General features: G+C 70.7%; 10 protein-coding genes. All 10 read right to left on the reverse strand.

Annotated features, from left to right (window positions below; translation table 11 throughout):
• Positions 1–440 precede the first annotated feature (440 nt).
• The 10 genes from DK419_RS03475 to DK419_RS03520 all read right to left on the reverse strand — a co-directional run bounded on the left by DK419_RS03475 (position 441) and on the right by DK419_RS03520 (position 12,932).
• Positions 441–1,607, reverse strand: coding sequence for a GGDEF domain-containing protein (locus DK419_RS03475; RefSeq protein ID WP_109957859.1), 1,167 nt, complete (start codon positions 1,605–1,607; stop codon positions 441–443).
• Positions 1,608–1,791: 184 nt separating this feature from the next.
• On the reverse strand, positions 1,792–2,583 hold the full coding sequence (gene hisN, locus DK419_RS03480; RefSeq protein WP_109957860.1) for a histidinol-phosphatase: 792 nt from the start codon (positions 2,581–2,583) through the stop codon (positions 1,792–1,794).
• Positions 2,584–2,673: 90 nt separating this feature from the next.
• On the reverse strand, positions 2,674–4,758 hold the full coding sequence (locus tag DK419_RS03485) for an AI-2E family transporter (protein WP_109957861.1): 2,085 nt from the start codon (positions 4,756–4,758) through the stop codon (positions 2,674–2,676).
• A 125-nt stretch (positions 4,759–4,883) separates the two neighbouring features.
• A complete protein-coding gene (pbpC, locus tag DK419_RS03490) occupies positions 4,884–6,980 on the reverse strand; it encodes a penicillin-binding protein 1C (RefSeq protein ID WP_109957862.1) in 2,097 nt (698 codons plus the stop codon).
• A 75-nt stretch (positions 6,981–7,055) separates the two neighbouring features.
• Complete coding sequence (locus tag DK419_RS03495; RefSeq protein ID WP_109957863.1) at positions 7,056–8,096, reverse strand: hypothetical protein; 1,041 nt, start codon at positions 8,094–8,096, stop codon at positions 7,056–7,058.
• 139 nt (positions 8,097–8,235) lie between these two features.
• Positions 8,236–9,222, reverse strand: coding sequence for a type VI immunity family protein (locus tag DK419_RS03500; RefSeq protein ID WP_162561132.1), 987 nt, complete (start codon positions 9,220–9,222; stop codon positions 8,236–8,238).
• A 28-nt stretch (positions 9,223–9,250) separates the two neighbouring features.
• The gene (locus DK419_RS03505; RefSeq protein ID WP_162561133.1) at positions 9,251–10,231 is read right to left on the reverse strand and encodes a DUF4150 domain-containing protein; all 981 of its coding nucleotides are present in this window, start codon (positions 10,229–10,231) and stop codon (positions 9,251–9,253) included.
• Between the two features lie 29 nt (positions 10,232–10,260).
• Positions 10,261–11,307: a DUF2169 family type VI secretion system accessory protein gene (locus DK419_RS03510; protein WP_109957866.1), complete on the reverse strand. Its 1,047-nt coding sequence runs from the start codon at positions 11,305–11,307 to the stop codon at positions 10,261–10,263.
• A gap of 9 nt (positions 11,308–11,316) precedes the next feature.
• On the reverse strand, positions 11,317–11,580 hold the full coding sequence (locus tag DK419_RS03515) for a hypothetical protein (RefSeq protein ID WP_109957867.1): 264 nt from the start codon (positions 11,578–11,580) through the stop codon (positions 11,317–11,319).
• A 314-nt stretch (positions 11,581–11,894) separates the two neighbouring features.
• Complete coding sequence (locus tag DK419_RS03520) at positions 11,895–12,932, reverse strand: DUF808 domain-containing protein (protein ID WP_109962107.1); 1,038 nt, start codon at positions 12,930–12,932, stop codon at positions 11,895–11,897.
• Between the last annotated feature and the right edge of the window lie 27 nt (positions 12,933–12,959).

Genomic DNA, 12,959 nt, shown 5'->3' on the forward strand with positions numbered 1-12,959 from the left:
AGGTCGTGTATTCGCAAGTCAGCGTCAGGGGCTGACTAGCAGCCAGGCGCATTGATGGCTAGCGAATCGAGCGCTCTCCTGAATGGAAAGATAGAAAATTTTCCTAGTTACATGAGCTGACTATCGACTGCGCCTACAGGATCGGCATATAAAATTTCCAATATAATCCGGCGGGGTATCGACATCATCGGATCCGGTTGTATCGGTTAGACGTCGGCCGTCCGTTAGGGCAAGGAGATGTGTATCATTGTCGCAGGGCCTTCCCTGTTCCCCGCGCCGACGGTCTCGCCCTGCGCCGCGCCGCGCCGCGCCGCGTCGCCTCGCTCGACCGGTCGGCGGCGCCGAGGCCGCGTCGAGCATCCGCGCGCCACCGCTGGCGTGCGTGGTCTGCCGGGAATCCCCTGGGCGGCACCCGATCGCGACCACGTTCGGCCTGAACCCTATCCGGCCGTCTCCAGGGGCATGGCGGCCGATGCCGCGCTCATCGTCAATCGCCCGCGGCCGCCCCGCTTCGCCGCGTAGAGGGCATTGTCCGCTTCCTCGAGCAGGTCGTCCAGGCGATGCGCGGGATCGCGCGCGAGGGCGGCCCCGATGCTCACCCCGATGCGGGCCTGGACCGCGCGCCCGGTGTCGAACGGCTGCGCGGTCGCCGCGATGATCGAGCGGCCGACGGACCGGACCCGCGCCTCGTCGGCCTCCGGCATCAGGAGGACGTACTCGTCGCCGCCGATGCGGCAGGCGGTGTCGCGGAGTCCCGCGTGACGGCGCAGGATATCGGCGACGTGGACCAGGACCCAGTCTCCCGCGGCGTGCCCGAAGCGGTCGTTGATCTGCTTGAAGCCGTCCAGGTCGAGGCACAGGACGGCGACGCTGGAGGGCCCCTCGGTCGTCCCGAGTCCCGACAGGTGCCGCGCGAGCGTGTCGCGCATGCACGCCCGGTTGGGGAGCTTCGTCAGGGGATCGCGCAGGGAGAGGCGGTAATGGGCGCGCTGATTGCGGATGGCGCCGACGAGGGTCCTGTGGGTGCGCCGCGTCAGGATCCAGAAGGCGACGGTCGCGCCCGGGACCAGGAGGGCGAAGGGGCGGGTGACGTCGGACGGGCCGGTCGCCAGGCCCAGTTCCAGCGCACCGGTGAGCATCGCGATGTTGAGCATCGCGAGGACCGGAAAGGCCGTGAAGAGCGAGGCGACGTAGCCGCAGAATCCGACCGTCAGGATGATGGCGAGGATGGCCGCTCGATCGGAGCCGGCCTGGCTCAGGACGAGGATGTCGACCGAGACGAGGGCGATCAGCCCGATATTGACCGGCACGAACCGCAGGGGAGGCGTGCCGGCGGAGCCGTGACCCGTCCGCGCCTGCCGCCGGCGCAGCCTCCAGCGCACGACGAACAGGGCGACGTCCGCGGCGACGAAGACGAGGATCCACGCCCAGCCCGTGACCGTCAGGGCCCAGACCCAGCCGATCTGCGTCCAGAACAGCACGGCGAACGACATGTGATCGTCGTCGTTCAGCGAGACGAGGGACAGTGCACGGATCTCGGGATTGCTCTCCCCCTCCTGGTGGAGCAGAACGTCCGTCGCACGCACGAGGAGTGAGGATTGGTTCATCCTGCGGATCGGGCCGAGCGAAGTGGAGGCTCGAACCTTACCCAAGGAAAGTTGATCAATCGTGCACGAACGGGTCGCGCCTCAACGGCTGCGACGCGGCATCCGCCGCGTCGGATTCATGCTCCGGGTGCCTCGCTTGGCCGCCCGGGTCTGCCCCGCCCGGGCAGCGCCGATGGCGACGCCTTCAGGCGTTCAGCAGCGCCAGGGCCGCCTCGTGCAGCCGCTTGTCGCCGGCCGCCACGATCCGCCCGCCCTTGGCGGCGGACGTCCCCTCCCAGGTGGTGACGACGCCGCCGGCGCCCTCGATCACCGGGATCATCGCCACGATGTCGTAGGGCTTCAGCTCGGCCTCGACCACGAGGTCGATGTGGCCGGCCGCCAGCATCGCGTAGGCGTAGCAGTCGGCGCCGTAGCGGGCGAGGCGAGCCGCCTTCTCGACCCGGCCGTAGGCCTCCCGGTCGGAGGTGCCCTCGCCGAACAGGCGCGGGTCGGTGGTGTGCAGGACCGCGTCCGCGAGGTCGCCCTTGCGGCGGGTGCGCAGGCGGCGGGTGCCGTGCGGGCCCTGGTAGTGGGCGGCCTCGCCGTCGCCGAAGAAGCGCTCGCCGGTGAAGGGCTGGTTCATCAGGCCGTAGCAGGGCACCCCGCCACGGGTGAGCCCGATCAGCGTGCCCCAGATCGGCAGGCCGGCGATGAAGCCGCGGGTGCCGTCGATCGGGTCGAGCACCCAGACGTACTCGGCGTCCTCGCGCTCGGAGCCGAACTCCTCGCCGAGGATGCCGTGGTCGGGGAAGCTGCGCTGGATGAGCTGGCGCATCACCGCCTCGCCGGCCCGGTCGGCCTCGGTGACCGGATCGAACGCGGCGGTTCCCGCGGCCTTGTCCTCGGTGGCGAAGGAGGCGCGGAAGAAGGGCAGGATGGCCTGGCCCGACTGGGTGGCGAGCTCGTCCACGAACCGCGCGAAATCCACCACGCTCATGCTGTCCCCGATTCCGGCTCGGCGGGCCGGCGGCCCGCTCCCGCCGGATCGAAACGGCCGCGCGGTCCCGGCGTCAAGCCCCGGTGGCCGTCAGGCCTCGGCCCGCTCCGGCTCGCGGGCCGGGCGGCGCGCGGCGGGCGCATCCGGGGAGGGCGATTCCGGGACGGGCGAACCCGGTGGGGACGGCTCCGGGGCGACCCCGGTCGACGGCACGTCCCGCACCGCCTCCAGGCAGGCCTCGACGCCCTCGCGCAAGGAGACCGCGTAGTGGTCGGCGCCGAGGGTGGCGCGGGCATCGGGATCGGTCAGCACCGCGTCGTCCGCCGGCCACAGGCCGACCAGCACCTGCGCCTCCGGCGCCCGCCGCCGCAGCCGCTGGACGAGGTAGCGCAGATGGGCCGGCGTGCCGCTGATCTCGAGGTAGGAGATGCAGACCATCCGCGCGTCCTCGGCCGCGAGGGAGGCGATGCCGGAGCGCGTGACGTCCTCGAACGGCACCACCCGGGTGCCGAAGCCGTGCTTGCCGAGGAGCTGGGCCAGCATCATCGAGGCGGCCTCGTCGAGGGGCCCGCGGCCGGCGACGCAGAGTACCGCGCCCTCGCGCCGCCACGCCTCCGGCAGCTGGTCCGGGGCGGGCGCGTCCGGCACCGCGGGGGCGGCCTCGCACGGCGCCTCCTCGTCCTGGCGGCCCGACAGGAGGCGGCCGGCGAGCGTCGGCTTCGTGTCCGGCGCCGCGTCGTCGCGGTCGGAGAGGTCCTCGATCAGCTGCGCGATGCCGACGCGGATCCGGTCGAGCTGGCTCTCGGTGAGCACCCCGCGGCGGGCATCCGTCGCGGCGAGCTGAAGGCCCTTGAGCGCCACCTCGTCGTAGTAGGAGGAGAGTGAGCACTGGGCGAGGATGGCTTCGGCGAGTTCCTGCGCCTCGTCCGGGTCGTCGGCCAGCATGCGCTGGTAGAAGTTCTCGACCGGGGTGAGCGCCGGCCGGTCGCCGAACAGGACGTCGAGGAATTCGAGTTTGTCGACGTGGCGGCCGAGCACCACGAGGCAGACGGTGAGCGGCGTCGAGAGCAGGAGCCCGACCGGCCCCCACAGCCAGGTCCAGAACAGGGCCGAGACCAGCACCGCGAAGGGCGACAGCCCGGTCGAGTGGCCGTAGACCAGGGGCTCGATGAACTGGCCGACCAGCGGCTCCAGCACGACGAACAGGGCGGCGGTCGCCAGCACCATGTTCCAGCCCGGATCGACGGCGGCGGCGAGGGCCAGGGGCAGCAGGGCCGACAGGAAGGCGCCGATATAGGGCACGAAGCGCATCAGCGCCGAGAAGATGCCCCACAGGATCGGGTTCGGCACGCCGATCAGCCACAGCCCGACGCCGATGACGAGGCCGAACCCGGCATTGAGGGCGAGCTGGACCAGGAAGAACCGGCTCAGGCGCCGCGCCGCGTCGTCCATCGCCACGGTGGTGCGGTGCAGGTCGCTCGAGCCGACGAGGCGGATCATCCGGTCGCGCAGGTCCTCGCGCTGCACCAGGATGAAGATCAGCACCACGAAGACGATGCCGAGCGTGGCGAGCGGCGAGAGGACCGGCGCCAGGACCTTCTCGGCGAGCTCGACCGGGCTCGGGTCGCGGTCGCGCACCTCGACCAGGACCGGCTTGTCGGGGTTCTGCACCGCGGGCGGCGGGGCGGGCTTGCCGGGTGCCGGCTTCTGCTCGGGAGGCTTCTGCTCCGGCGCGCCGGCCTGCTGGAGCTGGTGGTTGATGCTGCGGATGTAGCCGGCGACGTCGCCGAGCGGCCCCGCCTTCAGGTTCTCGGCCTTCTGGGCGATGGTGCGCTGGTAGCGCGGCAGGCCGGTCGAGAGGTCGGCGACCTGCATGCCGATCAGGCCGCCCAAGCCCGCCACGACGGTGAGCAGCAGCAGCACCGCGACGCCGACGGACGGGATCCGCCCGAGGCGGAGCTTGCGCAGGAGCGCCACCAGCGGCCCGATGACGAAGCTCAGGAGCACCGCGATGGCGATCGGGATCAGGATCTCGCGGCCGAAATAGAGGGCCGCCACGATCACCGCCGCGATGACCAGCGGCGCCGCGAGGCCGTCGCCGGGGGTCTCGGCGGCCTGGATCCGGGCCGGCTTCATCGGCAGGACCCGCCTGCGATCGTCTCCCGCTTCGGCCATGCGACGCATACTCGACTCTTGCGCGGCGCACCCGTCTCGCCCCGCTTCCACGAGGGAGGAACGGGGTGGCGGGCGAAACGATCCGCCGGTGACGCAGGGCCAACCTCGCGAAAACGTGTGCGGGCCTACTCGATCCGCACCATCACGCTGTCGCTCGCGCCCGCCGCGTCGAGGACCGAGATGCGCACGAAGCCGGCGCCGTCGGGCTGCCACTCGGCCTGGCGCCGGTCCGATTCGGTCACCGGCAGGCCACCGACGAGCCAGGTCAGCGGCGGCGTGCCCCCGAGCGCCTTGAGGGCGAGGCCGGCAGGGGGACCGCCCTCGGCCCCGAGGTCGATCCGCGCCCCGTCCGGCGGGTAGGCGATGCGCAGGCGGTCGGCCGGGCCGGCGTCGCGGCGCAGGGCGCGCAGGGGCGGGGGAAGGGCGGAGGTCGTCGCCACCAGGGCGTCGCGAGGGCGCGGCACCGCCTCGGGCTCGCCCCCGAGGCGCGCGAAGGCGTCGAACAGGAGGGGCGCGGCGGCGATCCGCCCGACGAGGCCCGGCACCCCGGCCCCGTCCGGCCGGCCGAGCCAGGCCGCCACCGTGGTGCGACGGTCGAACCCCACCGCCCAGGCGTCGCGGTAGCCGTAGGACGTGCCGGTCTTGTAGGCGAGCGGGTTCGGCAGGGCGCTCTCCGGCGGGGGCGTGCCGCGCAGGACGTCGGCGACGTACCAGGCCGCCACCGGCTCGGCGATCCGCGGCAGGACCGCCTTGGGCATCGCCGGACCGTCGAGGCGGCGCCGGAGCACCGGCACGCCGCCGCCGCGGGCGAGGCCCGCATAGAGCCGGGCGAGGTCGGCGAGCGTGATCCCCAATCCCCCGAGCGCCACCGGCAGGCCGGGCGCGGCGTCCTTCGGCAGGACGATGGCGGCGCCGGCGCTCCGCAGGCGGGCGATGAAGCGGGCCGGGCCGACCGCCTCCATCAGCTCCACCGCCGGCACGTTGAGGGAGAGCTGCAGCGCGCGCCGCGCCGTCACGGTGCCCTGGAAGGTGAGGTCGAAGTTCTCGGGCGCGTAGGACGCGCCGAACCGCGACGGACGGTCCTCGATCAGGGTCTCGGGATGGGCGAGGCCGGCCTCGAACGCCATGGCGTAGACGAAGGGCTTCAGCGCCGAGCCCGGCGAGCGGACCGCCCCCGTCATGTCGATCGCGCCCGCGCGCGCGGGATCGAGGTAGCCGGCGCTGCCGACCTGGGCCCTGACCTCGCCGCTGGCGTTGTCGATGACGAGAAGGGCCGCCGACAGGCCGGGGCCGAGCGAGGCCGCCCGCTCCGCCGCCAGGGGTTCGAGCCGGGCCTGCAGGCGGGCGTCGAGGGTGAGGCGGTGGATGGCCCGGCCCGGCTCCTGCGCCAGGGCCGCCTCGGCGGCGTGGGGAGCCAGCATCGGGAACGGCTTTCGCCCGTGCGGCACCGGCTCGGCCTTGGCGGAGGCGGCCTCCGCCGCCGGCACCACGCCGCGGGCGGCCGCGAGGTCGAGCACCCGGTCGCGGGCGCGCCGCGCGGCCCGCGGGAAGCGGTCGGGCCGGCGCGCCTCCGGCGCCTGCGGCAGGGCGACCAAAAGGGCGGCCTCGGCGAGCGTGAGGCGCGCCGGCTCGCGCCCGAAATAGGCGAGGCTCGCGGCCCGGAGGCCCTCGACCGGCCCGCCATAGGGCGCGAGCGCCAGGTAGAGCCGCAGCACCCCGTCCTTGCCGAGACGCCGCTCCAGTTCGATCGCCCGGGCGATCTGGCGCAGCTTCGCGCCGAGCGAGCGCGCGCCCCGCGGCTCGACGAGGCGCGCCACCTGCATCGACAGGGTCGAGGCGCCCGACACGATCCGCCCCGCCGCGAGCCACTGCCCGGCCGCCCGCAGGAGCGCCAGAGGATCGACGCCCGGATGGTCGCGGAAGCGCCGGTCCTCGTAGGCCGTCAGCAGGGCGAGGAAGCGGGGATCGGTCGCCGCGGGCTCGAGCGGCAGCCGCCAGCGGCCGTCACCGGTCGCGAAGGGACGCAGCAGGGTGCCGGCGCGGTCGAGGACGACGGGGGAGCGGGCCTCGGCGGCGGTGAGGTCGAGGGGAGGGAGCCGGGCGAGGGCGACTCCGAGCCAGGCGCAGGCCGCGAGGCCGGACACGGCCGCGACGCCCGCGAGACGCCACGCCGCCCGTCGCCACGCCGCCCGTCGCCTCGCCGATGTCTCGCGCTCGCTCATGCGGCTCTTCCGCGCCCGCCGCGACTCTGCCCGCCCGCCGCCGCCGGGGCAATCCCGGCCGCGGAGGGGACCGCGCTACGGGCCGGGCGCCGCCCCGCACCGCTCGATGAAGCCGACGGCGCGGGCGCCGCCCGCGGCCGAGCTCACCGAGACCATCGCGACCGGCCCCGGGGAGGTGCGGTGCGGCGGGTCGGCGAGCGCGAGGGCGGGCAGCAGCAGGCCGGCCGCGGTCCCGCAATCGCCGAGCTGGAGCGCCGGCGTCTCCGGGTCGGCGGCGAGCCCGGCGATGCCGGCCTCCGGGCCGGCCGCCCGCGCCACCGCGACGCCGAACTCCTCGGCCCGCCAGCGCTCGCCGTTGAGGTCGGCGAGCAGACGGTCCGGCGGCAGGAAGCGCGCGCCGCGCGCGAAGGCCCTGGCCAGCCCCCGCCCGACGAGGCCCCTGGGCGCAGCGACGTCCTCCTCCTCGACGCCGCGGAACACGCCGAGCACGTGACCGAGCGCCGATCCGGGCGGCCGCAACTCCACCGGGCCGAGCGCCACCACCGCCGCCGCCTCGCCGGGGATCAGGCCCCAGGGATTGCCGCGCATCAGGATCCGTCCCTCCACCGCGAGACGGTCGAGCAGGAGCGGGTGGATGTGACTGTCGAGGGCGCCGACCAGGACGTGGTCCTCCCCCTCGTCCCGGACCGCCAGGGCCGCGTAGGCGAGATCGGACAGGGCCTCGGCCGGCCCGCCCGGGCGGAGGTCGATGTCGCGCAGCAGGCCCGCATGGGGTCCGAGGAGGAGGGCGCGGATCGCCTCGCGGTCGGGCCCGTCGCAAAGGTCCGGCCGCACGGTGAGCCGCAGGAGCCAGCCGCCCGGGGGCGGCGCCACCTGGCCGGCGCAATCGGCGAGCGCCGCGGCGAGCAGGCGCCGCAGCCGCTCGTGGTAGTCCCGGCATTCGGTCGTCGGGATCGCCCGGGCGAGGGTCGGCGGCAGCCCGTCCGCGCCGACGAGGGCGCGCTCGAGCCGCTGCGCCCGCTCGCCGGCCGCGTAGCGCCGGGTCGTCTCGGCGAAGCTGGTGCCGAGCGGAGAGCAGAGACCAACCGCGAGGATTGCAGGAACACGTTCAGCCATCATAGCCCTCAAATTTGCTCAAGCGAGTGAATATCTGATTTGGCAAATCATCGTGCGCAATTTTGAAAATTAAATTTATATTTACATATTTATCATAAATATCGTTCAGCGTCGACCTATCATTAAAAACATTTTTTTATCAGTCAAACCGACGAATCCACTTCAAAGTTTCTTCCATGCTATCGAGTGGCGCAGGCGCGTCGAGGAGTGGGCGTGGGTAATTCTCGAAACGGATGGATTTCAGGGCGTGGGCCACGCTCTTGTAGGCTGGGGGGGACAGCCCAAGATTTATATCGCCGAGTACAGGCCTGGCGCCTGCTTGGATGATGATGCCACCCTCAAAAGGATGGATTAGGCAATCCTCGGTGAGCGAGTTCCTGAGAGATTGTAGCCCACCGAGCACGTTGATGAACGTCTCGTCGATGATCGTAAGCCAATTGATCGTTCTAATAGATCTTTGGTTTTGACGATTCATTATTGAGTACCATCGCGAGGACTCCGGCATATCAAGTCCGATAAATCTTTTTATGAGGGGAAATGCTGTAAGTCTATCTTCTAAGCTCTCCTGCCCTTCATTGAAAACGACGGAAAGTCCTGCCGTTCCATACGATGGCCGGATCCATTCGCACCATCGTTTCACGAGACTAATATATAATCCATAGCCATTGACCTCTGGCCAGCTGGCAGGAATATATGCTGACGCGCTAGAGAAGCGGCGATGCGGCGTTGCGGAAGTTACATTCATAAAATAAAGCGTTGGCTCTTCATTATCTAAGCCCTCGGGAAAACCATAGACGGCGGCATCAAAGCCCTGATTTTCATCGTAATCATAGGGCGCTTGAGCGCGGTTGTCCAAATATGTCACTAGGCTGACTTCGCCGAGCGGCGCGAGTTGTAGCGAGTCGTGCGGGTGATAGTGGGTAATGTTTTCCCGGAATGTTTCTACGTAATCAAGAATCAATCGCGACAATACTTGCTTAAGCTCGACATTGTCACCCCCATCGATAGACATGTCTACATAGTGGCCAAGTCGCAGGCTGGAATTTCCCCGAGCCGAACGAACTCCAATGCAGTCTAAATCTGCGAGATTAAATTTGCTATCAGCAATAAGATGAGATATCGACATTCTGCTCTCCCGCATTTCCGGTAATCTATCATTGTGTTGCAGATAATCCAAGTGCACCAACGCCTAAAGTTCCCGCAACTACAGGCACTCCAAAATACAAGACGGCCCCTCCAGTGCCTAAGACCGCCGCAGCGCCGAGGCCGGTCGCTACGTATGGATGATCGTTGGAAAACTGCTTGACCTTACCTGATAGCGATGTTGCTGGAGCCGTGGCTGTGCCGTCCTTGTCATCTCCACTCCCCGAGCAGTCGCAATCTTTTTTGAAATTTATGTCTTCTCGAACCAAGCCATTATCCGCTGCTATACTATTTAAATTCTCAGATTGTCCGCGACGCAATCGGTCGCGCGGCCCTTTATATTCATGAATGCCGCCTAGGTCCATGTCTATGAAATCGCCGGGACGTTTTCCTCCGCCACGCAACGGTCTTCCGTCTGGACCCTGGCGCATTTGCCAGATGCCATCAACGATTTCCCAAGCAACTTCTGGCATGATGTTGCGTCCGAGTTTCCTAGCCCAAGACTCGACTTTATCTGCTACGCACTTCCCTGACATAGTTCCTGCGGCTTCGCACTCACAAGCAGCTTTACAAATTTGCTCGGCGAGAACTCGATTTTTCTCATCCCGTGGCTTGCCTGTATAATACCCCCCGACACTGACGGTATTCCCCCGGTTCATCAGCATCTTGTCGGTCAGCCGGGTGACCGGCCGGCCCTCCATGAACACGTTCGGCGACCACGACAGCCACGTCGCCTCGTGCCGGTTCACCCCCGATGTCACGCCCCCGCCCGTCCCGGGCTCGTCGTCGTAGGACGGGTAGAAGCGCGAGCCCTTCACCCCGTTCATCGCGCCCCCGTGCGAGCGCACGCTCACCGTCCCGTTCTCCAGGTCGCGGGCGTAGGCCACGTTGGAATACGGCACCGGCGCCACGGGCGAGCGGCACACGTCCGGCAGCGTCGCCCGCACGAAGCCGATCGCCGAGTGCTTGTGGCACAGGGTCAGGTCGTTCACCTTCACCGTCTCGGTCGACGTCGGCCCGCTCATCGCGCCACCCCCGCCATCTGCCGCACCGTCACGGTCGAGCCCTCGACCGCGTGGTCGCGCCCGTTGCACGCCACCGCGGCGTTGAAGATCAATTCGACCCGGCGCGCGCTGCCGTCGAGGATCGCCGCGACGAGGCGCAGCCGGTCCTGCACGCGGGTCGCGCCGATGCGGGTGCGCGCCTCCAGCAGGACCTGCGGCAGCCGGAAGGCGTAGGGGCCGTCCGGGTGCAGGCCCTCGACCTCGACCGGCTCGCCGCCGCGCAGCACGCCCGGATAGATCTGGTCGGCGGGGGCGGTCTGGTGGAAGCGCTCCGAGAAATCCTCCGGCGGCAGCGGCGCGCGCGTCGCCATCCAGGTCTCGTCGTAGGTGCCGGCATGGTCGAGGCGCGGGCGCCAGGCCGGCTGCAGCGGCCCGAAGCCGTGCGGCGGAGGCAGCGGCCGGCCGGGCACGACCGGCCGGGCCGGATCCTCGATCAGCGGCAGCGCCAGTTCGGCGCCCTCCGGCAGATCCGTCCACCGTGCCGTCCAGCCCCGGCCGACGGGGTTGTCGGGGTGCGGCTCGGCGGCGGCGCTGCCGGGTTCGGCGAACGGGTCGGCGCCCCCGAGGGCGGCGCGCCAGACCAGCCGCACGCCGGCGAAGTCCTCCGGGCCGTCGAGGGCGAGGCGCCCGCGGCGGCCGCCGATGCGCCGCAGCACCCGCGGGCCGGTGATGCGGGCGCGCTTCTCGATCGCTCCCACCCGCACCCGCACCGCGCAGCCGCGCACGGCGGCCTCGCCGGGCGCGCAGGCGGTGCCCCGCACCAGGATGTCGGCCGCCGGCCGGAACGGCGCGATGTCGGCGGCGGCCTTCAACTCGCGGAACTGCCCGTCGGCGTAGTCACCGGCGAGCCGGACCGGGGGTGGGTCGGGCTCCACGTCCAGAAGGCCGTCGGCGCGCACCGAGAAGCAGGCCCTGACCGCCACCACCCAGTGCTCGACCCCGTGCCGGTCGCGCAGGAACGACCCTTGCGCCGCGAACGGGGTCCGGTCGTCCACCGCCCACATGGCGGCGGCTCAGTTGAGGTCGATCACGGCGGCGTGGAGCGCGATCGCCTCGTCGGCCGTCCCGACGATCCGCACGCCCTCGACCCGGACGGTGCCGTCGCGCTTGAGCACCAGGCGGGCGGCGCCGTTGGCGATGACGAGATCGCCGGTGGCGGCGTCGATCCGCACCATCCGGGCGAGCGCCGCGAGGTCGGCGGGCGGCGTCCCGATCGGCGACGTCTCGGCGGGGTCGAGCGGGTGCGCACCCGCCAGGTCGTGGCGCATCTGGTTCATGACCCTGCTTCCCCGCTTCCCGCAGCGACGGTCGAACCGCCGATGATGCAACCTACATTCGCCTCGCACGAAAGTCGATGCAGCCTGCATGACGCAGAAGTCGGAGAGACCATTCGCCGGGATCGTGGCGGGCACGATCCTTCGCCCCGGCGCATTGCCGGGAGACGACAGCACCGCGGCGACGGGTTTACTCGGTCATGTTGTCTCGCAGGTTTTCTCGCAAGGGCACCTCGGGCGCCGGCGAGGTCGGGATCGCGGCCGGGAGGAGAACCGCGCGCCGCCCCCGACGAGCGGCCGGGCCGCCGCGCCGGCGATCACGCCCCGGTCCGCGCGGGGCGCTCCCCGGCGGGGGACTTGCCGGAAGGGGACTTGCCAGAAGGGGATTTGCCGCCACGGCGCAGCAGGCCCGACACGACGTTCGCCGCCGGGATCAGCGCCCCACCGACGAGGAGGCCGACGAGGCCCGACGCCACCGCCGTCACCAGCCACTCGACGACGCCGCGGATCGACGGAACGAGCGCTCCCAGGCTCGCCGCCGCCGCGTGCGCCGCATGCGCCGGACCCGACAGGCCGTACTCTTCCAGCCCGTGCAGCAGGATGCCGCCGCCGACCCAGACCATCGCCGCCGTCCCGACGATGGAGAGGAGCTTGAGCAGGACCGGCATCCCCTTGACCACGAAGCGGCCGATCCCGCGGACGAGGTGGCCGAAGGGCGGTCCGGCCCGGCTGCCGGCGAGCGCCATCCCGGCATCGTCGGCCTTCACGATCACGGCGACGGCGCCGTAGACCGCAACCGTGATGCTGATGCCGACGACCGCCAGCACGGCCGCCTTCGTCCACACGCTGCCCTCCGGCAGGGCGGCGAGCGTGATGGCCATGATCTCGGCCGACAGGATGAAGTCGGTCTTGATGGCGCCGGCCACGCGGCGCTCCTCCAGCGCCGGATCGTGGCCCGCGCCGGCCCCGGGTTCCTCCTCGTCGCCGTGTCGGCGATGCGGAAAGACCGCCTCGTAGACCTTCTCGGCGCCCTCGTAGCAGAGATAGGCGCCGCCCAGCATCAGGAGCGGGGTGATCGCCCAAGGCGCGAAGGCGCTGAGCGCGAGGGCGCCGGGGAGCAGGAACAGGAGCTTGTTGCGCAGCGAGCCGAGCGCGATCTTGCCGACGATCGGCAATTCGCGCTCGGCCGCGAAGCCCACGACGTAGCGCGGCGTCACCGCCGCGTCGTCGATGACGACGCCGGCGGCCTTCGTGCCGGCCCGCGCCGCCTGCGCGGCGACGTCGTCGAGGGAGGCCGCCGCGCTCCTCACCATGAAGGCGACGTCGTCCAGAAGAGCCAACAACCCGACGCTCACCACACCCCCCCCCGGCCCACCACGGCT

The organism is Methylobacterium terrae (genome assembly GCF_003173755.1).
In the GTDB taxonomy this organism is placed as follows: Bacteria; Pseudomonadota; Alphaproteobacteria; order Rhizobiales; family Beijerinckiaceae; genus Methylobacterium; species Methylobacterium terrae.